General features: G+C 63.8%; 19 protein-coding genes and 1 pseudogene. 13 read left to right on the top strand and 7 right to left on the bottom strand.

Annotation, left to right across the window (positions count from 1 at the left end):
* The first annotated feature begins 210 nt into the window (after positions 1–210).
* Both OKW20_RS09310 and OKW20_RS09305 read left to right on the top strand, forming a co-directional pair.
* The gene (locus OKW20_RS09310; protein WP_429171696.1) at positions 211–1416 is read left to right on the top strand and encodes an NAD(P)/FAD-dependent oxidoreductase; all 1206 of its coding nucleotides are present in this window, start codon (positions 211–213) and stop codon (positions 1414–1416) included.
* On the top strand, positions 1416–2297 hold the full coding sequence (locus tag OKW20_RS09305) for a sugar phosphate isomerase/epimerase family protein (RefSeq protein ID WP_429171694.1): 882 nt from the start codon (positions 1416–1418) through the stop codon (positions 2295–2297). The genes OKW20_RS09310 and OKW20_RS09305 overlap by 1 nt, the downstream gene beginning before the upstream one ends.
* Here the strand turns inward: OKW20_RS09305 and OKW20_RS09300 are convergent.
* A complete protein-coding gene (locus OKW20_RS09300; protein ID WP_429171692.1) occupies positions 2290–3231 on the bottom strand; it encodes a LysR family transcriptional regulator in 942 nt (313 codons plus the stop codon). The genes OKW20_RS09305 and OKW20_RS09300 overlap by 8 nt on opposite strands.
* A gap of 153 nt (positions 3232–3384) precedes the next feature.
* On the opposite strand from OKW20_RS09300, the gene OKW20_RS09295 reads away from it, so the two are divergent.
* The 9 genes from OKW20_RS09295 to pcaD all read left to right on the top strand — a co-directional run bounded on the left by OKW20_RS09295 (position 3385) and on the right by pcaD (position 11995).
* On the top strand, positions 3385–4566 hold the full coding sequence (locus OKW20_RS09295) for a muconate/chloromuconate family cycloisomerase (RefSeq protein WP_429171690.1): 1182 nt from the start codon (positions 3385–3387) through the stop codon (positions 4564–4566).
* A 10-nt stretch (positions 4567–4576) separates the two neighbouring features.
* Positions 4577–4867 (top strand): muconolactone Delta-isomerase, encoded by a 291-nt coding sequence (catC, locus tag OKW20_RS09290; RefSeq protein ID WP_192450077.1) that lies wholly within the window; start codon positions 4577–4579, stop codon positions 4865–4867.
* Positions 4868–4941: 74 nt separating this feature from the next.
* Positions 4942–5880 carry a catechol 1,2-dioxygenase gene (gene catA, locus OKW20_RS09285; RefSeq protein ID WP_429171687.1) on the top strand — a complete coding sequence of 313 codons (939 nt, stop codon included), beginning with the start codon at positions 4942–4944 and terminating at the stop codon, positions 5878–5880.
* A 100-nt stretch (positions 5881–5980) separates the two neighbouring features.
* Positions 5981–7339, top strand: coding sequence for a Rieske 2Fe-2S domain-containing protein (locus OKW20_RS09280; RefSeq protein ID WP_043618709.1), 1359 nt, complete (start codon positions 5981–5983; stop codon positions 7337–7339).
* The gene (gene benB, locus OKW20_RS09275; RefSeq protein WP_429171685.1) at positions 7336–7824 is read left to right on the top strand and encodes a benzoate 1,2-dioxygenase small subunit; all 489 of its coding nucleotides are present in this window, start codon (positions 7336–7338) and stop codon (positions 7822–7824) included. Before OKW20_RS09280 ends, benB begins: the two co-directional genes overlap by 4 nt.
* A gap of 39 nt (positions 7825–7863) precedes the next feature.
* Entirely contained in the window at positions 7864–8886 is a 1023-nt protein-coding gene (gene benC / locus OKW20_RS09270; RefSeq protein WP_429171683.1) for a benzoate 1,2-dioxygenase electron transfer component BenC, read from the top strand.
* On the top strand, positions 8883–9671 hold the full coding sequence (locus tag OKW20_RS09265) for a 1,6-dihydroxycyclohexa-2,4-diene-1-carboxylate dehydrogenase (protein ID WP_429171682.1): 789 nt from the start codon (positions 8883–8885) through the stop codon (positions 9669–9671). The genes benC and OKW20_RS09265 overlap by 4 nt, the downstream gene beginning before the upstream one ends.
* Positions 9672–9708: 37 nt before the next feature.
* A complete protein-coding gene (locus OKW20_RS09260) occupies positions 9709–11043 on the top strand; it encodes an MFS transporter (RefSeq protein WP_429171680.1) in 1335 nt (444 codons plus the stop codon).
* Between the two features lie 166 nt (positions 11044–11209).
* On the top strand, positions 11210–11995 hold the full coding sequence (pcaD, locus tag OKW20_RS09255; RefSeq protein ID WP_429171678.1) for a 3-oxoadipate enol-lactonase: 786 nt from the start codon (positions 11210–11212) through the stop codon (positions 11993–11995).
* A 133-nt stretch (positions 11996–12128) separates the two neighbouring features.
* Here pcaD and OKW20_RS09250 read toward each other — a convergent pair whose 3' ends face one another.
* Both OKW20_RS09250 and OKW20_RS09245 read right to left on the bottom strand, forming a co-directional pair.
* On the bottom strand, positions 12129–12608 hold the full coding sequence (locus OKW20_RS09250) for an SRPBCC family protein (protein WP_429171676.1): 480 nt from the start codon (positions 12606–12608) through the stop codon (positions 12129–12131).
* Positions 12609–12618: 10 nt separating this feature from the next.
* Positions 12619–12942, bottom strand: coding sequence for an ArsR/SmtB family transcription factor (locus tag OKW20_RS09245; RefSeq protein ID WP_429171674.1), 324 nt, complete (start codon positions 12940–12942; stop codon positions 12619–12621).
* Positions 12943–13049: 107 nt separating this feature from the next.
* On the opposite strand from OKW20_RS09245, the gene OKW20_RS09240 reads away from it, so the two are divergent.
* Complete coding sequence (locus OKW20_RS09240; RefSeq protein WP_429171672.1) at positions 13050–13691, top strand: dihydrofolate reductase family protein; 642 nt, start codon at positions 13050–13052, stop codon at positions 13689–13691.
* A 128-nt stretch (positions 13692–13819) separates the two neighbouring features.
* On the opposite strand, the gene OKW20_RS09235 is transcribed toward OKW20_RS09240, so the two are convergent.
* A complete protein-coding gene (locus OKW20_RS09235; protein ID WP_429171671.1) occupies positions 13820–14881 on the bottom strand; it encodes an alpha/beta hydrolase family protein in 1062 nt (353 codons plus the stop codon).
* Positions 14882–15047: 166 nt separating this feature from the next.
* Between OKW20_RS09235 and OKW20_RS09230 the strand changes: the two genes are divergently transcribed.
* Positions 15048–16079 (top strand): helix-turn-helix domain-containing protein, encoded by a 1032-nt coding sequence (locus OKW20_RS09230; RefSeq protein ID WP_429171669.1) that lies wholly within the window; start codon positions 15048–15050, stop codon positions 16077–16079.
* An 81-nt stretch (positions 16080–16160) separates the two neighbouring features.
* On the opposite strand, the pseudogene OKW20_RS09225 reads toward OKW20_RS09230, so the two are convergent.
* The 3 genes and pseudogenes from OKW20_RS09225 to OKW20_RS09215 all read right to left on the bottom strand — a co-directional run.
* Positions 16161–17339: pseudogene (locus OKW20_RS09225) on the bottom strand (Do family serine endopeptidase); the annotation flags it as partial.
* A 194-nt stretch (positions 17340–17533) separates the two neighbouring features.
* Positions 17534–17980, bottom strand: coding sequence for a hypothetical protein (locus OKW20_RS09220; protein WP_429171667.1), 447 nt, complete (start codon positions 17978–17980; stop codon positions 17534–17536).
* Positions 17981–18306: 326 nt separating this feature from the next.
* Positions 18307–19437, bottom strand: a complete 1131-nt coding sequence (locus tag OKW20_RS09215; RefSeq protein ID WP_429171665.1) for a citrate synthase — start codon at positions 19435–19437, stop codon at positions 18307–18309.
* Between the last annotated feature and the right edge of the window lie 23 nt (positions 19438–19460).

Raw genomic sequence — 19460 nt, 5'->3', positions numbered from 1 at the left:
ATGTTTCCTTTAATCGTCGCCGATTGAAGGACGGAAACATGCAGGAATTCAAAGTTCTACAGCGACCCTTGCGTGTCTGATCGGATGCGTGGCGCTGTGGGCCGGCGCATTTCTCCTGCCTGCGCCGGCCACCTTTTTGAACGGACTGACAAATCTGCGCGCGGTTTTGCGACCGCACCGCAGGTCAACGCATGATCTACGGAGCAAGCCATGGATCGCATTGTCATCATCGGAGCCGGTGAATCCGGCACCCGCGCGGCCTTTGCGCTGCGTGAATCGGGCTTTGCCGGCAACGTCACGCTGGTCGGTACGGAACCGCATCTGCCCTATGAGCGGCCGCCATTGTCGAAACCGCTCGATGGCGCGGTGCAGATGAAGCCGATCTGCGGTGCCGAAGCGCTGGAGACCGCCGGTATCGACTATATCAAGGGCGTTTCCGCGTCTCGACTGGACCGGCATGCCCGCTCCGTGACCTTGAGCGATGGGCGGACACTCGCCTACGACAAGCTGCTGCTCGCCACCGGTGCCCGGCCGAGACGGCTCACGTGCCCCGGTGCCGAGCGCGCGCTCGATTTCCGCACCTACCCGGATGCGGCGGCGATCTTCTCGCGTACGGAGACCGCCAAGAGCGTTGCGATCATTGGTGGCGGGTTGATCGGCATGGAACTCGCGGCAGTGCTGCGCGGCAAGGGCGTCGCTGTCAGCGTCATCGAAATGGCACCGAGGCCGCTCGGTCGCGCGGTGCCGCCACGCTTCGCCGCGAAGCTTCATGCCCGGCATCTGGACGAAGGCGTCACCTTCCATCTCGGTCAGGCGATCGCTGAAATCGCCGAGGATGCGGTTGTTCTTTCCGATGGCACGCCGGTGCCGGCCGATATCGCCGTCGCCGCGATCGGGGTCCAGCCGGATACAGCACTCGCGGAGGCGGCGGGGCTTGCCGTCGGCAACGGTATCCTGACGGATGGCTATCTGCGCACCAGCGATCCGAATATCTATGCATCAGGCGATTGCGCCGCCGTGGCCCAACCGGGTGGCGGGCATGTTCGGTTTGAGAGTTGGCGCAATGCGCGCGCCCAGGCGGAGGTTGCCGCCAGCAACATGTCCGGCGGCAAGGAGGCTTTTGCAGCGATCCCCTGGTTCTGGACCGATCAATACGATCTCGGCCTGCAGGTGGCGGGCCTGCCGCATCCGGACCATCAAAGCGTGACGCGCCAGCTCGACGGCGGCGAACTCGAATTCTACCTGGACGGCGGTCGTCTCGTCGCCGCCGCTGGCCTCGGTTTCGGCAATGGTCTCGCCAAGGAGATCAAGCTCGCGGAAATGTTGATTGCCGCCGGCGTCAGTCCCGATCCGGGAGCGCTGGCCGACGCCAGCGTGAACCTCAAGGCGCTGCTGAAAAGCGCGCGGGCCGCCTGATGCAGAAACTGCTTGTCTTTCAGTCGCTCTGGGCGATGGAGCGCCGGCATGCGGACGGCTTCGAGCGCAGCCTTGAAGAGAACATCGCAATGATCGCCGAGGCCGGTTTCGATGGTGTCAGCGCGCATTATACCAACCGGCGCGATGTCGAGCACCTCAACGCCGTGATCCGTGGCACCGGCCTGAAGATCGAGGGCGTCTGCTTTCCGAGAAGCGTCGAGGACCTGCGCCTGACGCTGGAATTAGCCGCGGAATTTCCGGTCAGCCACATCGACCTGCAGGCCGACATTCGTCCGCGCCGGGTCGAGGATTGCCTGCCGCTGCTTGACGGCTGGACACGGCTTGCCGAGGAGACGGGCGTGCCCGTCTATATCGAAACCCATCGCAATCGGATTACCAGCGACCTTCTGTTCACGCTCGATCTGCTCGACCGGCGCCCCGACCTGCCGCTCTTGGCCGACCTCTCACACTATCTCGTCGGCCGGGAGTTTGCCTTCCCGGTGGAAGACGAAAGCCATGCCCAGATCCAACGCATCCTGCGCAACGCTAGAGCCTTCCACGGCCGCGTCGGCTCCTGCCAGCAGATCCAGATCGAGCTTTCCTTTCCGCATCATCGACTCTGGGTCGACCTCTTTCATCAGTGGTGGACCTACGGCTTTCGGCACTGGCGCTCCCGTGCCGCTGAAGATGCCGAGCTGGTCATGACCTGCGAACTCGGCCCGAGGCCCTATGCCATTACCGACAGGAACGGCAACGATACGACCGACCGCTGGGCCGAAGCGCTTTTGCTCCGCGATATGGTCCGCGAGATCTGGGCGGATTGCGCCACTTCCTCGACGCGTGAAGGACGGGAATTGCGGACGCCCGAACGCGTCACTTAACGAAGGACGGCCGGAACGGCAGATTGTGCTCGAGGCCGAGCCAGGGCGGGTTTTCCGCATACATCTCGACGATCAGCGCCTTGATCAGCTCGATGTAGCGCGAATTGTCGCCGACCCGGTGGTTGAGGATGACGGGCGAGGTCGCCCGCTCGCCCTCGATCATGCGATAGTGCAGGTCTGAGCGGACCTGACGCGCCGAGGACGGGACGATGCAAAGTCCGGCATCCGAGGCGACGAGGCCAAGTGCACTCTGGATTTCGCGCACTTCATGTACCTCTGCAGGGTGCACATCCTCAGCGTGAAGCAGGCTCAACACGTGGTCGGCATAGCTCGGGCGCGGTTCCTTCGGGTAGACGATCAGCTTTTGCCCGGCAATCGCGCTTAACGGCAGGGGAGACGTATCATCGGCAAACGGCGTGCCCTGCGGTATCGCCAAGGCAAGGCGCTCTTCCCGCATGAGGATGCCGGCGACGTTGGGATCGTTGTGATGCAACCGGCCGAAGCCGACATCGATCCGGCCCTCCTTCAGCGCCGCGATCTGCTGCACCGACACCATTTCCAGCAGGCGGATGTCGAGTTCCGGCGCGTTCTGCCTGAGCTTGCGCACCAGCGTCGGCAGCCCGCCATAGAGCGTGGACGCGACAAAGCCGATCGACAGCACCCGGTTCTGGTTGAGGCCGACACGGCGCGTCGCCTCCACCATCTGTTCCACCCGGCCGAGCACCTGTAGCGACTGTTCGTAGAACAATCGGCCTGCCTCCGTCAGCCGCACCGGCCGGCTCTTGCGGATGATCAGCGGCACGCCCAGCTCTTCCTCAAGAAGCTGGATCTGCCGACTGAGCGGCGGCTGGGCGATGTGCAGCTGCTCGGCGGCGCGGGTGAAATTGCGCTCGCGGGCGACGGCGACGAAGTAGCGAAGCTGGCGCAGATCCAATGTTACGGCCCCTATTGTCCTACCATTTGCGGTATGCTGCAGTGCGGCAAGCGCATGAATGCGCGTAATCTTTGTCATACTATACCGTGAAGGTATCGTAGATAACCTATTTGGTGTTGGACGTCACTAAGTCCGCGGCGCACAGTTCACGGCATGAACACGACCTTTGCACCCATCGCTCCGACCGCAGCCTTTTCTCCCGTCGTCGAACGGGTCGAGACTGTTCTGGTCGATCTGCCGACGATCCGGCCGCACAAGCTGTCGGTCGCGACCATGTCCGGCCAGACGCTGATGCTGGTGAAGGTCCACTGCAGCGACGGAACGGTCGGCATCGGCGAGGGCACGACGATCGGCGGTCTCGCCTATGGCGGCGAGAGCCCGGAATCGATGAAGCTTGCGATCGACACCTATTTCGCACCGCTCATGATCGGCGAGGACGCGAGCCGGGTGAGAGCCCTGATGGCCCGGATCGGCAAGGCGGTGAAGGAAAATCGGTTCGCCAAGAGTGCCGTAGAAACGGCGCTGCTCGACGCCCACGGCAAGCGCCTGGGTCTGCCGATCAGCGAACTGCTCGGCGGGGCACTGCGCAAGCGCCTGCCGGTCGCCTGGACGCTGGCGTCGGGCGACACGGCCAAGGATATCGCCGAAGCTGAGAAGATGCTCGACCTTCGCCGCCATCGGATCTTCAAGCTGAAGATCGGCGCACGGCCGCTGAAGGACGATATCGCCCATGTGGCAGCGATCAAACACGCCCTCGGCGAGCGCGGCGCGGTGCGCGTCGACGTCAACATGGCCTGGAGTGAGTTTGAGGCGGCCTATGGCATGGCGGCACTCGCGGACGCCGGTTGCGAACTGGTCGAACAGCCGGTCGCCTCGACCGCAGCACTCGGCCGCCTGGTCCGTCGCTTCCCGGTGGCGCTGATGGCGGACGAGTCCCTCGCCGGGCCAGAGTCCGCCTTCGAGATTGCCAAGACCAAGGGTGCCGACGTCTTCGCGATCAAGATCGAGCAGAGCGGCGGCCTCTTCAATGCGCTGCGCGTGGCTGCCATCGCCGATGCCGCCGGCATTGAACTCTATGGCGGCACGATGCTGGAAGGCGGCGTTGGCACCGTGGCATCGGCCCACGTGTTTTCCACCTTCGCCAACCTGCAATGGGGCACGGAGCTTTTCGGCCCGCTGCTTCTGACCGAAGAAATTCTTTCGACGCCGCTCGACTACAGCGACTTCGAGCTAACGGTGCCGGACGGGCCGGGGCTCGGGATCGACCTTGATGAAGACCGGCTGAAATTCTTTGCGCGCGACGGGCTGCGCAAGACGATCAGCGTTGCAAAGTGAGGATCAAGCCATGCTGTTTCACGTCAGAATGGACGTTCACATCCCTCACGATCTGCCGGCCGAGCAGGTGGCGGAGATCCTCGCCCGGGAGAAGGCCTATTCGCAACAGCTGCAACAGAGCGGCAAGTGGCGGCATATCTGGCGGATCGCCGGCCAGTACGCGAACTACAGCGTCTTCGACGTGAAGGACAATGCCGAGTTGCACGAGCTTCTCTCGGGCCTGCCGCTCTTCAAGTTCATGCAGATCGAGGTCACGCCGCTGCTCCGGCACCCATCCTCGATCCGGGACGACGATAGCTAGAATTTGTGAGCGCCGCAGCCGGGAGGTTTGGCGGGCGGCTCGAGCTTCAAGACAATCCAAGTGGAGGAATTGATATGAGCGTGAAGATTTTTGACAAGCCGGAAACGCAAGCTTTCCTGAAGACCTTAAGCGGACTCGACAAGGACGGCGGCAATCCGCGTGTCAAGCAAATCGTGCACCGGCTGATGTCCGACCTGTTCAAGGCGATCGACGATCTCGACATCACCCCGGACGAATACTGGACCGGCATTGCCTGGCTGAACGAGATCGGCGCTGCCGGCCAGGCCGGCCTGATCTCGCCCGGCCTCGGCCTCGACCACTTCCTCGACGAACGTCTCGACGCGATCGACGAAGCGCTCGGCATCCAGAACCAGACGCCGCGCACCATCGAGGGCCCGCTCTATGTTGCTGGCGCGCCGGCCTCGGAAGGCTTCGCTCGCCTCGACGACGGCCGCGACACCAATGGCCAGCCGCTGATCATGCACGGCACCGTCTACGACGCCGCCGGCCAGCCGCTGAAGGGTGCTACCGTCGAAGTCTGGCACTGCGATACCCGCGGTTTCTATTCGCATTTCGATCCGACCGGCCTGCAGGCGCCGTTCAACATGCGCCGCACGATCGTCACCGACGCCAAGGGCTGTTACAAGTTCCAGAGCATCGTGCCGCACGGCTACGGCGTGCCTCCGGGAAGCCCGACCGAGCAACTGCTGTCCGCCCTTGGTCGCCATGGCCAGCGCCCGGCCCATATCCATTTCTTCATCAGCGCCGATGGCCACCGCAAGCTGACGACCCAGATCAACATCGCCGGCGACCCGCTGGTCAACGACGATTTCGCCTATGCGACCCGTGACGGCCTGGTGCCCGATGTCACCGAGCGCACCGACGAGGCGAGCATCAAGGCCAACAATCTCTCCGGCCCCTTCGCCGAGATTGCGTTCGACATCCATCTCACCTCGCTGGTGAACGGCGTCAATAACCAGGTCAACGAACAGCGCAAGCGCGCCGCCGCCTGATCACCTCTGCGGCGGCCGACCAAGCCGCCGCCCCCTGACATCAGACATTGTTGCAATCGCTAGAGCCGAGCACGGATCAGCCGTTTGCGGGAGAAGAACCATGTCCGCAGTTATCGACAAAGCCCAAGCCCTCGACGACCTGCTCGCCACCGCCGTCGAGGACGATCACGAAGCCGGCACGTTCCGGTGCCGCCGCGACATCTTCACCAACGAAGACCTCTTCGAACTGGAGATGAAGCACATCTTCGAAAGCAACTGGGTCTATCTCGCCCATGAGAGCCAGATCCCCGAGAACAACGACTATTACACCACCACGATCGGCCGGCAGCCGGTTGTCGTCACCCGCGACAAGACGGGCGAACTTCACGCCGTCATCAATGCCTGCGCCCATCGCGGCGCCATGCTCTGCCGCCGCAAGCACGGCAACAAGGGCAGCTTCACCTGTCCTTTCCACGGCTGGACATTCTCCAACACCGGCAAGCTCTTGAAGGTGAAGGACGAGAAGACGACGCAGTATCCGCCGCAGTTTGCCAAAGACGGTTCGCACGACCTGAAGCGCGTTGCCCGTTTCGAGAGCTATCGCGGTTTCCTCTTCGGCAGCCTCAATCCGGATGTCACCTCGCTCGAGGACTATCTCGGCGAAACGAAAGTCATCATCGACCAGATCGTCGACCAGGCGCCGGGTGGTCTCGAAGTGCTACGCGGCAACTCTTCCTACATCTACGACGGGAACTGGAAGCTGCAGATGGAGAACGGCTGCGACGGCTATCACGTCAGCTCCGTTCACTGGAACTACGCCGCCACCATGGGCCGGCGCAACGAGGAGGGCACCAAGGCGGTTGATGCCTCGAGCTGGAGCCGCTCGATTGCCGGCGTCTACGGTTTCGACAACGGCCACATCCTGCTCTGGACCAACACGATGAACCCGGAAGTCCGGCCGGTCTTCCACGCCCGCGAGGAGATCAAGTCGCGCGTCGGCGAGGTCCAGGCGGATTTCATCGTCAACCAGACCCGCAATCTCTGCCTCTATCCGAACGTCTTCCTGATGGACCAGTTCAGCACGCAGATCCGCGTCACCCGTCCGATCAGCGTCGACAAGACCGAGATCAGCATCTTCTGCTTTGCACCCAAGGGCGAGAGCGCCGAAGACCGGGCGCTGCGCATCCGCCAGTACGAGGACTTCTTCAACGTGTCCGGCATGGGCACGGCGGACGATCTGGAGGAGTTCCGCGCCTGCCAGCAGGGTTACGCCGGCATCACTGCGCTCTGGAACGATCTGTCGCGCGGCGCACCGCTCTGGATCGACGGTCCGGACGAAAATGCCAAACGGATGGGCATCGAACCCTTGCTCTCCGGCGAGCGCAGCGAAGACGAGGGCCTCTTCGTCCGCCAGCACGAATATTGGGCGAAGGTGATGCGCGAAGCGCTTGCCTTAGAGAGACAAGGAGCGGTCGCATGACGATCTCCTACGACACCGCCTGCGCTTTCCTCTACCGCGAAGCGCGCCTGCTCGACGACCGGCAATGGGACGAATGGCTGACCTGCTACGCGCCCGATGTCAGCTATTGGATGCCCGCCTGGGACGACGACGATCAATTGACCGAAGATCCGCAGTCGCAGATCTCGCTGATCTATTATCCGAGCCGCGACGGCCTGGAAGATCGCGTCTTCCGCATCAAGACCGAACGCTCCGGTGCGTCGACGCCGGAGCCGCGCACGAGCCACAACGTCAACAATGTCGAGCTCGTGGCCGATCGCGGCGAGGAAGCGGACTTCCGCTACAACTTTCACACGCTCAACCACCGCTACAAGGTCACCGATCACTTCTTCGGAACCATGTTCGTCACGCTGCGCGAGAGCGGCGACGGGCTCGTGATTTCGCGCAAGAAGATTGTGCTGAAGAACGACTACATCCGCCAGGTCATCGACGTCTACCACATCTAACGGCCGTCGCCTGGCAAGACAGGACTGGGAGGAACAACCATGGCCAGCTACAGGATCGCTTTGAATTTCGAGGACGGCGTCACCCGCTTCGTCGAATGCCGGGACGACGAGAAGGTGCTCGACGCCGCCTTCCGCAACAAGATCAACCTGCCGATGGACTGTTCCGACGGGGTTTGCGGCACCTGCAAGTGTCGCGCCGAAAGCGGCGCCTACGACCTCGGCGACGATTTCATCGACGATGCGCTGACATCGGACGAGGCTGAAAGCGGGCTGGTGCTGACCTGCCAGATGAAGCCGTCGAGCGACTGCGTCATCGCTGTGCCGACGACGTCTGCCGCCTGCAAGACCGGACAGCAGAAATTCTCGGCAACCGTGGCGCGGGTCATTCCGCACAACGATGCAGCGATCGTGCTGGAACTGGACGCGGACGCAGCCCCCGCCTTCCTGCCCGGTCAATATGTCAACATCGACGTGCCCGGCAGCGGCCAGAGCCGCTCCTATTCCTTCAGTTCAGCGCCCGGCGAAACCCGTCTCGGTTTGCTTATCAAGAAGATCCCGGGCGGTCTCATGAGCACATGGCTGGAGCGCGCCGAAGTCGGCACGAAACTGGAACTGACCGGACCGCTCGGAAGCTTCTACCTGCGGGAGGCACAGCGTCCGCTGCTGTTCCTGGCAGGCGGAACCGGGCTCGCACCGTTCCTGTCGATGCTCGAGGTGCTCGCCCAGACGAGCCGTGAGCAAACCGTTCACCTGATCTACGGCGTCACCCGCGATCTCGATCTGGTGCTGGTCGACCATATAGAGGCCTATGCGCAGCGGCTTCCCAACTTCACCTTCTCAACGGTTGTCGCGGACGCGGCCTCCAGCCATCCGCGCAAGGGCTGGGTCACCCAGCATATGCCGGAGGACGTGCTCAACGGCGGCGACGTCGATGTCTATCTCTGCGGTCCGCCGCCGATGGTGGACGCCGTGCGCAAGCACCTCGACGACTCCGGCGTGAGGCCCAACAGCTTCCACTACGAGAAGTTCACGCCCAACGTGGCGGCGAAGGAGGCAGCATGACCTCCGCTCGTTTCGAAGGACGGTTTGCCGGCAAAGTGCTTGTCGTCACCGGCGCTGCGCAAGGCATCGGCCGCGCGGTGGCACTGCGCGCCGTGGCTGAAGGCGGCAAGGTCCTCTTTGTCGATCGCGCCGAGTTCGTCGCTGAGGTGGCGGCCGAGGCGGGCAGCGAGCGGGCGACGGCTTTCGTGACTGATCTCGAAACCCAGGAGGGGGCAGCCGCAGCGATGCACTCTGCCGCCGAAAAATTCGGCGGCATCGACATCCTGATCAACAATGTCGGCGGCGCGATCCGCATGCGCCCGTTCTGCGAGTTCGAACCGGCGCAGATCGATGCGGAGATCCGCCGTTCCCTGATGCCGACGCTCTACTGTTGCCATACCGTGCTGCCGCATCTCTTCGCCCGCGGCGGCGGCACCATCGTCAACGTGTCCTCGAACGCCACGCGCGGCATTCACCGCGTGCCCTATTCGGCTGCCAAGGGCGGCGTCAACGCCATCACGCAATCTCTCGCGATGGAGCTTGCCGAGCGCAACATCCGCGTGGTCGCCACCGCGCCGGGTGGCACTGAAGCGCCGCCGCGCCGGATTCCGCGCAATGCGGCCGGCGACAGCGAAGCTGAAAAGGCATGGATGGGCGACGTCGTCGCCCAGGTGAAGCAGTCGAGCTTCATGAAACGCTACGGCAGCATCGAAGAGCAAGCGGCTCCCATTCTGTTTCTGGCCTCGGACGAGGCCTCCTACATCACCGGCAGCGTGCTGCCGGTTGCCGGCGGCGATCTCGGCTGACGGACCTTTTTTCAACGCGCAAACACCTGGGGAGGAGATGATGCGCTCTATCGATGTGAATGAGGCAATTGACGGGAGCCCGCTTGGGCGCTTCCAGTGGATGGTGGTCGCGCTTTCGGCGCTGCTGCTGATTGTCGACGGCTACGACGTCTTCGTTGCCGGCACGGTGCTGCCGACGCTGATCAAGGAATGGGGCCTGAGCAAGCCGCAGGCTGGTGCGCTGCAGGCCTGGGCGCTGTTCGGCATGATGTTCGGCGCGCTGATCTTCGGCCCGCTCGCTGACCGGATCGGCCGCAAGAAAGGCATCGCCATCAGCTTCCTGCTGTTTACGCTTTCGACGCTTCTGACCGGCTTTGCCAATTCGCCGGAGCAGTTCAAGATCTTCCGGTTCTTCGCCGGTCTCGGCTGCGGCGGGTTGATGCCGAATGCCGTCGCCTTGATGAACGAATATGCGCCGAAGCGGCTGCGCGGCACGCTGGTGGCGCTGATGTTCTCCGGCTACTCGGTCGGCGGCATGGTGGCTGCCGGTCTCGGCATCGGCCTCATCCCGTCCTATGGCTGGAAGCCGATGTTCTTCATCGCCGCCGTGCCGCTGCTCCTCTTGCCCGTGATCCTCTGGAAGCTGCCGGAATCGCTCGGCTTCCTCATCCGTCAGGGCAAGCAGGACGAGGCCAAGCGCATCTACGCCAAGATCGACCCGAACGCGCGTCTCGGTGTTACCGACAGGCTGGTCTTTTCCGAAACGAAGGGTGCTTCCGCATCGGTGCTGGAGCTCTTCCGCCATCAGCGGACGCTGCGCACCGTCATGCTCTGGGTCGCCTTCTTCTGCTGCCTGCTGCTCGTCTATCTCCTGTCGTCCTGGCTGCCGAAGGTGCTGCAGGAGGCCGGTTATGCCGAGAAGGCAAGCCTGCTCAGCCTGTTCTCGCTGAATTTCGGCGGCATGGTCGGCGCGATTGCCGGCGGCTGGCTCGGTGACCGCTTCGGCTTGCCGAAGGTGGTAGTCGGTTTCTTCGTTGCCGCCGCCTTCTCGATCGCGCTGATCGGCTTTAATCCGCCGACAGGCGTCCTGTTCCTGATGGTCTTTGTTGCCGGAGCCACTACGATCGGCACGCAGATCCTGCTCTATGCCAGCGTGGCGCAGCTCTACAATCTCTCGGTGCGTTCCACCGGGCTCGGCTGGGCCTCCGGCGTTGGCCGCATCGGCGCGATCGTCGGGCCGACGCTTGGCGGCGTGCTTCTGGCGCAGGAGCTTCCGCTGCAGCAGAACTTCGCGATCTTCGCCATCCCGGCGGCGATCTCGGCCGTCGCCATGCTGGTCTTCGCGGTCAGCAATGCCCGCCGTGTCGAGATCGCACGTCTGGCGCCCGCATAGATCGAGGCGAGAGGGCCGGGCCACGAAAGGCCCGGTTGCCACCCCTTGAGCGCGCGCTGGCGATATCTACCTATTGCAGCGCGCGTACCACCTGAGGCGCGGTGTTGCGCCAAGAACGACAAAGCCGCCCTCGCTGGCGGCTTTCCCGATCGGAGCTTCTCTTTTCATGGCCTATCTCGACCTGCCCAGCCATCGGCTTCACTACCGCATCGACGGCGACCAGAGCGGCAATGCGCCCTGGCTGCTCTTCTGCAATTCGCTCGGCACGGACCTCTCCATGTGGGATGCGCAGATCGCTGATCTGTCGCCGCATTTCCGCGTGCTGCGCTATGATCGCCGCGGCCATGGCCGCTCCTCGGCGCCGCCGCCGCCCTATGCGCTCTCCGACCTCGGCCAGGATGTGCTCGCGCTCATGGATGGCCTCGGGATCGAGCGGACACATTTCTGCGGCCTGTCGATCGGCGGCCTGACCGGACAATGGCTCGGTATCCACGCCGGCAAACGGTTCGACAAGATCGTGCTCTGTGCCACGGCGGCGCGCATCGGGACGCCCGAGAGTTGGGCCGCGCGCGTCGACAGCGTCCGGGCGGACGGTCTCGCAGGGCTCGCCGCAGCCACGGCCGAACGCTGGTTCAGTCCGCAATTTGCGGCGAGCCACCCGGAAGCCGTCGGTCGCATTCTCGGCGCCTTTGCCGCCACCTCGACGGATGGCTATATCGGTGGCTGCACCGCGCTCGCGGGCGCGGACCTGCGGGAGGAGATCGCGGAGATCGCCAATCCGTTGCTCGCCATCTCCGGCAACACGGATCCGGTATGCCCGCCGGCGGACCTCGAATATATCGCCGCCCGGGTGCAACGAGGCCGCCACCTGTCGCTGCCTGGTCGGCATATCGTCAATATCGAGTCGGCAAAGGCCTTCAACGCGGCGCTGCTCGACTTCCTTCGGCCATAGGTGCCGCGCAGATCCGTCACTTGATCGGGCCGAGCGGCGACGCCTTCGCCGTCGGTGGCAAGCTCGGACGTGGCTCTGAACCCTGAATGCGGTCAATCATGGTGCCGGCGACCAACGTCCAGGCGGGCCGCGTTCAGCCATCGAGCCAGGCGGCCAGACTGTCAAGCGTCTGCAGCCCGTACTCCACCGCGCCGAAGTCGATGACCGCTTGGCGGCGCTCGCGACTTGGGTGAAGCTGGCGCAGGGTCAGCACGGTCTTGCCGTCGGCCTGTTCATCGAAAGTAATCGTCATGTAAAAGCGATCGGGGTCGTCGGGCTCCGTAGTGCCATAGTCCACCACGATCAATTCGTTGGGCACGATCTTCAGGAAGCGCATCAGACTGGCGAAGCGCTGCTGCCGACCATCGAACTCGCCCACCATGTCGAAGCGCCATACCCCGCCCTCACGGATGTCAGCCTCATGGTTCTCGATGCTGAAGCCAGCCGGGCCATACCATTGTGCCAGCGCTTGCGGGTCCATCCAAGCGGCGAAAACCTTCTGGCGCGGGTGCTTCAGCACCTTGACCAAAACGATCTCGCGGTCGGGCGACCAGGTCTCAAAAAGCGTTTTCATTGCCGTTCCCTTACGTCTTGTCCAGATAGGCTTCCAATCGGTCGAGCCGTTCGGCCCAGCGTCTTCGCTCCGCTTCCATCCAGTTCGCCGCCTCTTCGAAGCGGCCCCGCTCCAACCGACACCAGCGGCTGCGGCCACGCTTCTCGCTGGCGATAAGTCCGCAATCTTCAAGCACCTTGAGGTGCTGGGCGAACGAGGGCAGCGCCATGTCGAAGGGCTCGGCAAGGACGCTCACGGGCATTTCCCCTTCCGCAAGCCGTGACACCACGGCGCGGCGCGTCGGATCGCTGAGAGCATGAAAGGCAAGGTCGAGTGGGGTCGAATGATAGGGCATGCGCCACACTAAAGCGGACCGCGCACGCGCGTCAATGATAATAAGGTACTTGCCTTTGTATTCGGGTGGAATTAATAAGGCATCTACCTTACTATTAGGAGAGGCCAATGTCAGTTCGTGTCGATCTCAACATTTCCCTGGACGGTTTCGCGACAACCACAGATCAGACCCCGGACAATCCGTTTGGCGCTGACTGGCCGCGTCTGGTTGCCGCCTATGCTGCGACCCGAACGATGCGGGAGCGCGTGTTCAAGGACACGTCCGGAGCAGGCACCACCGGCGTCGATGAGCAATATGCGCAGTCATACTTCTCAAACATCGGTGCTGAGATTATGGGCGCCGGCATGTTTGGATTTCACGCGCACCCAAACGATCCCGACTGGCGCGGCTGGTGGGGCGAAGAACCTCCGTTTCGCGTGCCGGTCTTCGTGCTCTCGCACAAGCCGCGGCCTCCGATCGAGATGACCGGAGGCACCACATTTCATTTTCTGAACACGTCCCTTGCCGATGCACTCCGGCAGGCGACGAGCGCCGCTGACGGTAAGGATGTCCGTATTGGCGGCGGCCCCACGGTCGTGCGCGCCTATCTCAAGGCCGGCCTTGTCGATCGCCTGCATGTGGCGATCACACCCATCCTGCTCGGGCGGGGTATCCGTCTTTGGGACGATCTGCGCGGGTTGGAGGCCGGCTATACAGTCAAGGCAGAAACGGCCGAGAGTGGGACTGTCCACCTCACGTTTCAGCGCTAGCAGCGGACCAGAGCGATGGCAGCTTCTTGTCTCCTCGCACGATGCCATCTCTCCGGGGCAAGACCGAAATCGAACAGACCGAGCGCAGGGCGGCATATGTGTCACCACCCTGCGGCACGATGACAATGCTATCGATGCGCCAGTGTTTTCTGCAGGGCCTCGCGGGTCAGTCTGCTGATCTCGGCATGAATATCGGCGCGCGGCCTTTCCGTTGTGCCGCAGATCGGATCGACTTCGCCTAACGTCTCAAGCAGTTCGGCGGCGCCGTCCTTGCATATCGGCAGGAAGCTGAAGTGGTCCGCTCCGGCGACCGCGGCATAGGAGCCCTTCGGCGTCAGCGCCGCCAGCGGCTCGGAGGCGACGGCAAGCGGGATCGTCTCCTTGCTGCCGAGATTGATGAAATGCATCGGGATCGCGATCGCCTTGAGGCTGTCTTCCACATAGGCCTGGGCAAGACCTGGGTCGACGAGCACTGCAGCCTTAAGGCGCCCGTCGAGGTTCGACTGCTCGAAACGCGCCTTGTCGATGGTGCGCAGATCGAGCTTGTCGACATCGACCGGCGCATCATCGACATAGCCCCTGCCGCCGACAAACCAGGCGCAGTCCCATTTTTTGTAGCTGTCGCAGTAGCGGGCATAGGCATCGAGACTGGCCCTTGCCCCTGAAATCTCCATGGCGGTCGAGCCGCCGAGAGAGAACCCGAGGACGGCGATCCGCTCGGGGTCGATTGCAGCGCTCCATTGCGGATCCCGGGTGAATGTGTCGATCAATGCCGAGAGGTCGGCCGTCCGTTCCCAAAGCTTCGGCGTGTTGGAGGGCGTCGAGTCGCCGCTGGTGGTGCCGGGATGGTTGGGGCCCGCGACGATGAAACCCGCTTTCGCCAAGTCGGCTGCAAGCCAGCTCATGGCTTCGACACGGCCGCCCGACCCATGGGACAGAACCACCAGCGGATATCGGCCTTGGCGCAAGGGGGCGTTCTTCGATGCGTGCGACCCCTTGAAGATGCGGTTGTCGCCGACAAGCACGGGCTCACCCCCGGCTCCGGCGGGATACCAGACGGTGACGGCAAGTTGGCGCTCCCGCTTGGGTGCGGCAACGTCGATCTCGCGGACGCCGACGTCGTCGGCCTGCGCCGAGGCAGCCAGGCTCAGAAGGAAGGCGGCGGCGGGAATGAACTGGAGGAGGGGCATGGGTATCTCGCTGTGTTGGAAAAGACGGCCGATCGTCACAAACGCCCCGCTTGTCCGCGTCCTCGATCGTGATTGAGGTCGTCCCGAATCGCGATCTGGGCAATGATCCGCCCATCGAATGCTTGCCCGCCTTTCGCCTGCCCGCCTTTCCTTTGAAGGACATGTCTTGATCTTCCTGCCGCTCCCGTTTGTCGTCGCCTTGCTGCTTCTCGTCCTGCTTGCCTTCGTGCTGCATGGCGACGAGCCGGCGCGGCGGAACCGGCCGTTCTATGCCCTGTTGACGCTGTGCGCGCTCCAGTCTGTGATCGTCGGGCTGCGTTGGGGCTATGACCTCGCGGCGCTGAAATTCGCACTGCCGGTGCTGGCGAGCGGCGTGCCGCCGCTGGTGCTTGCGAGTTTCCACAGCCTGATCCGCAAAGACGAGCGCAGCGCTGCTGCGGCGGGATGGGTCCACGCGGCGCCGACGATCGGCATGCTCGTGCTCGTACTGTTTGCGCCGCGCTACATCGATTTCGCCTTGATCGTCGAATATGTCGGATATGCGCTGGCGCTCCTGAACCTGGCGCGCGTCGGCACGGATGCGCTGGACGAAGCGCGTTTCGAAGGCGCCACCGCGGCGCACCGCGCCCTGTTCATTGCCGCGTTCTCGCTCTGCCTGTCGGCGCTTTTCGATCTTGCGATCCTTCTGGATTTCGAATGGACGAAGGGCGCGAACATCGGCCTTATCGTCAGCAACGCGAACTTGCTGGGCCTGCTCTTCATCGGGCTGACAGCCGTGGTCGCGGACCGTGCGCGCGCGCTTCCGGCCGCCGGCGCGGTCGCCGAAGAGGATCCGGTTGCAACGCCGCAGGATCGCGAAATCCTCGACAGGATCGAGCGCCTACTCGTCGGCCAGAAACTGGCCCGCGACGAAAACCTCACCCTGTCGCGATTGGCGCGCCGCGCGGGGCTGCCCGCGCGGCAGATATCGGCCGCCGTCAACCGGCTGGCGGGCAAGAACGTCTCGCAATACATCAACGAGATCAGGATTGCAGAGGCCTGCCGGCTGTTGCGCGAGACCGATATGTCGGTGACTGCGGCCATGCTTGAATCCGGTTTTCAGACGAAATCGAATTTCAACCGCGAATTCCGCCGCGTCACCGCCTTGAGCCCCGTCGCCTGGCGCGAGCAGAACCGGGCCGGTTCGCTTGCCGCCTGACTGCTGCCATGGCGATGCCCGGCCGCGATGCGGCCGGGCTTGAGGGATGCAAGGTGTACGGTGACGCGCTTGCGACCGTTACTGCTGATCTGCGGCATTGTCGCCGATCGTGATCGGAACGTCCTTCGTCTTGCCGGTCCGCCATACACTTACGTTCTTCGAGGTGCCGGGCGAGAGGTCGGCGACCATGCGTGACAGGTCACGCGGCGACTTCACCGGGTTGCCGCCAAGCGCGGTGATGACGTCGCCGGCCTTGATGCCGGCCTTGGCGGCAGGCGTTCCGCCGTTGACGCCGGCAACGAGTGCGCCCTCGGGCTGGGCAAGGCCGATGGCGTCGGCGATATCAGCCGTGACCGGCTGTATCTGCACGCCGATAAAGCCGTGCTGGATCGAACCATCCTTCATCAATTCAGTGACGACCTTCTGCGCCTGGTCTGACGGGATGGCGAAGCCGACGCCGACGCTACCGCCGTTCGGCGAATAGATCGCCGTGTTGATGCCGACCACCTGGCCCTTTGCGTCGACCAGCGGTCCGCCGGAATTGCCGTGGTTGATCGGGGCGTCGATCTGGATGAAATCGTCATAGGGGCCGCTGTGCAGGTCGCGGCCGCGTGCCGAGACGATCCCCGACGTCACCGTCGTGCCGATGCCGAACGGGTTGCCGATCGCCAGCACCTGGTCGCCGACCCGCAAGGTGTCGGAATCGCCCCAGGCAACTGTTGCCAGCGGCTTCGGCGCCGCGATTTTCAGGACCGCCAGGTCGTTTTTCGGGTCGGCGCCGACAAGCTTGGCGGGTATCTGCGTGCCGTCGTCGAGCGTCACCATGATGCTCGAGGCCTTGTCGATGACATGGTTGTTGGTGACGACGTAGCCGTCCGCGGTCACGATGAAACCGGAGCCGAGCGCTTCGGCCCGTTGCGGTTGGCGCTGCTCGGGCGCCTGGTCCGGCATTGGGATGCCCTGGTCGTGGAAGAACTGGCGGAATTGTTCGTCGAAGGGCGAGTTTCCGCCCTGTTGCGAAGGTTCGCCCGCACCGGTGTTGTCGGCCTTGATCACGGTCGTGACCGTGACGACTGCGGGCTTGTCGGCCGATACGATCGGCGCGAAGGATCCGCCAGATGCGGTCGGGACTGCAACGGCCGGGCCGGCCGCGGCGGCGGCCACGTCATGGCCTGAGAAGGCTGCCACGGACAGGGGCGCAATGATGACGGCTGCGCCGAGGAGGGCGGCAGCTCTATACCTCGTGAGAATGTTTGACATGATCCTGTTCCTTTCGCTGCCTGTTTGCCGGACAAACGTGGTCGGGCGCAGCCCGAGGCAGGTCGGGTCTGCGGCGCGGCGTCGGCCGGCTTCGGATTAAGGGGCGTCTTGGTGCCGAAGGACCGGACCCTGGAAAGGGCCCGGCGCCATCGGCTACGGCTCACCCGAAGACCGGGTGAGCCTCAACGTGTCGGTCAAGCCATGCGGGCGATGTCACGGTTGAGGTGATGAACGTCACCCTGAAGCCGGGCATAGGACTTGTCCGGCAGCATCCCGTGATGGGCGGCGGCGGTGTTGATCGCTTCGGCGCGCACGGCGCCGTCCTCGCGTTCAAGCTTCGTGTAGTTTGCTGCCGTCAGCTTTCCCTGTTCGCGATCGACGTTGATGCGGTGATTGTCGACCCGGAGTTCATGCAGGACATGATCGAGCCGCGTCGATGCCATGTGGGTCGGTGTCCGGTAGACCGGCATGGCCGGGGTGGACATGTCGTCCTGGGTGAAAATGCCCTGGTAGTAATCGCCGGTATAGGCACCCTTTTCGTTGTCGCGGCCGAAATCGTGATGATCGGCGGCAAAGGCGGCGCCGCTCAGAAGGACGAGGGCGACGGTTGCGATGGTGGTGGTCTTGAAGGGCGAGCGCATGACTGCATCTCCTGAATTGAAGGAAGCGCTGTGCGCTTCCATTCGAGGCTGTCTCCTATTGTCGCGTCACGGCCGAAGCGGTCGCCGGCAATATTCAGCCTCGAAATGAAGGTATTACTTCCATGCGCCGCCGTCATGTTAATAACGCGTAATATTTCGGTAAACATCTCCGGGAAGCCGCTTCATTAACATTATTTAATGAAGGAAGATTTGCTACCGCCTGGCCGTTATTCTTTTCCGGAGCGTGTATTGTGGCCCTTTTGCGGCAGTCAGCCTGCGCCTTTTCTAGTCAGTCGAGCCTTGGGGTCGCGAGCGCGGAGAAGGAGCTACGATCCCGCATAATGGGCGCGCGGCCGGATCAGATCGCCGCTGACGACCTGTTCCATCGCGTGTGCGAGCCAGCCGACGGTGCGCGCGAGGGCGAAGATCACCATCGGCGCGTCGTCGGGCAGCGCATAGGCGGCCGCGAGTGCGGCCAGCGAGAAATCGAGATTGGCCGGCTCTCCGAGCAGTTCTTCGCCGGCTTCGGCCAGCGCGGCATAGAGCGGCGGCACGTCGAAGCTCGACATGATCGCCTTCGCGCGCGGGTCGCCGTCCGGATAGAGCCTGTGGCCGAAAGCCCGGACCACGCCATCCGAAGACAGCATGGTACGGATCGCCTCGCGCACCCCACCCACGGCCGCCTGTTCGGCAAGTCGCGTGACACTCAGCCAGGCGCCGCCGTGCCTGGGGCCGGTGAGGGTGGCAAGACCCGAAAGCGTGGCGGCAGAAAGTGCTGCACCGGAGGACGCGGTGACCCGCGCCGCAAAGGCGGAGACGTTGAGTTCGTGTTCCGCCGTCAGCACCAGGCATCGGCGGATCGGTTCCGCCGCTTCCGGCCGCCCCCAGCCCTGCGCCAGGCGGTCGTGCAGCAGCCCGTTTTCCCGCGATGGCGCGAGGCCGGTGGCAACGGTCGCGAGTACCTCGGCGGCCTCGGCCTTCAGGATGGCGTGCCTGCGTCCGAGTGCCGGCAGGTCGGCTTCGATGCGCCCGGCAAGAAGCGTAAAGGTCGTTGCAAGCCGCGATTGGCCGCTGCCGGGATCGTTCGCTGGAATGTCAACCGCCGCCGGTGTCTGCCAGAGCAGCGCGGCAATCTCCTCCAGGGTCGCCGTGGCGGCAAGTTCGATCGCGTTGCGGCCGCGATAGGAGAGCTGTCCGCCGGCAATGCTGGAGATCGTCGTTCGCAACACCGGTTCGCCCCAGCGGATCGTCTCGGCCGCCACGACCGATGCCTGTCTTCTGCCGGCGTGGCGCTCGGCCAGCCGGTGCACATCGTCGGCCTGGTAGAGGCTGCGGCGCGGATCGGCAGGGTCGGGCTTGGCGCGAATGCGGCCGCGGCTGACATTGGCATAGAGCGTCTGCCGCTTGCTGCCGAGCCTTAGGAGTGCCTCTTCGGCGGTGATCCAGAGTGTGTTCATGTTGATCAATTGCATCAAGATTG

Origin of the sequence: Ensifer sp. LBL (assembly GCF_050435225.1) — a bacterium.
Taxonomy (GTDB): Bacteria; Pseudomonadota; Alphaproteobacteria; order Rhizobiales; family Rhizobiaceae; genus Ensifer.
The sequence above is the reverse complement of the archived record's forward strand: the minus strand, read 5'-3'. Positions and strand labels throughout refer to the sequence as shown.

What these genes read in the sequence shown, in the direction of transcription:
- OKW20_RS09280 (WP_043618709.1), top strand. Translation starts at nt 5,981, where the DNA reads ATGTCCGCAGTTATCGACAAAGCCCAAGCCCTCGACGACCTGCTCGCC.
- OKW20_RS09260 (WP_429171680.1), top strand. Translation starts at nt 9,709, where the DNA reads ATGATGCGCTCTATCGATGTGAATGAGGCAATTGACGGGAGCCCGCTT.
- OKW20_RS09265 (WP_429171682.1), top strand. Translation starts at nt 8,883, where the DNA reads ATGACCTCCGCTCGTTTCGAAGGACGGTTTGCCGGCAAAGTGCTTGTC.
- benB (WP_429171685.1), top strand. Translation starts at nt 7,336, where the DNA reads ATGACGATCTCCTACGACACCGCCTGCGCTTTCCTCTACCGCGAAGCG.
- catC (WP_192450077.1), top strand. Translation starts at nt 4,577, where the DNA reads ATGCTGTTTCACGTCAGAATGGACGTTCACATCCCTCACGATCTGCCG.
- OKW20_RS09295 (WP_429171690.1), top strand. Translation starts at nt 3,385, where the DNA reads ATGAACACGACCTTTGCACCCATCGCTCCGACCGCAGCCTTTTCTCCC.
- OKW20_RS09245 (WP_429171674.1), bottom strand. Translation starts at nt 12,942, where the DNA reads ATGCCCTATCATTCGACCCCACTCGACCTTGCCTTTCATGCTCTCAGC.
- OKW20_RS09310 (WP_429171696.1), top strand. Translation starts at nt 211, where the DNA reads ATGGATCGCATTGTCATCATCGGAGCCGGTGAATCCGGCACCCGCGCG.
- pcaD (WP_429171678.1), top strand. Translation starts at nt 11,210, where the DNA reads ATGGCCTATCTCGACCTGCCCAGCCATCGGCTTCACTACCGCATCGAC.
- OKW20_RS09215 (WP_429171665.1), bottom strand. Translation starts at nt 19,437, where the DNA reads ATGAACACACTCTGGATCACCGCCGAAGAGGCACTCCTAAGGCTCGGC.
- benC (WP_429171683.1), top strand. Translation starts at nt 7,864, where the DNA reads ATGGCCAGCTACAGGATCGCTTTGAATTTCGAGGACGGCGTCACCCGC.
- OKW20_RS09235 (WP_429171671.1), bottom strand. Translation starts at nt 14,881, where the DNA reads ATGCCCCTCCTCCAGTTCATTCCCGCCGCCGCCTTCCTTCTGAGCCTG.
- catA (WP_429171687.1), top strand. Translation starts at nt 4,942, where the DNA reads ATGAGCGTGAAGATTTTTGACAAGCCGGAAACGCAAGCTTTCCTGAAG.
- OKW20_RS09305 (WP_429171694.1), top strand. Translation starts at nt 1,416, where the DNA reads ATGCAGAAACTGCTTGTCTTTCAGTCGCTCTGGGCGATGGAGCGCCGG.
- OKW20_RS09250 (WP_429171676.1), bottom strand. Translation starts at nt 12,608, where the DNA reads ATGAAAACGCTTTTTGAGACCTGGTCGCCCGACCGCGAGATCGTTTTG.
- OKW20_RS09240 (WP_429171672.1), top strand. Translation starts at nt 13,050, where the DNA reads ATGTCAGTTCGTGTCGATCTCAACATTTCCCTGGACGGTTTCGCGACA.
- OKW20_RS09220 (WP_429171667.1), bottom strand. Translation starts at nt 17,980, where the DNA reads ATGCGCTCGCCCTTCAAGACCACCACCATCGCAACCGTCGCCCTCGTC.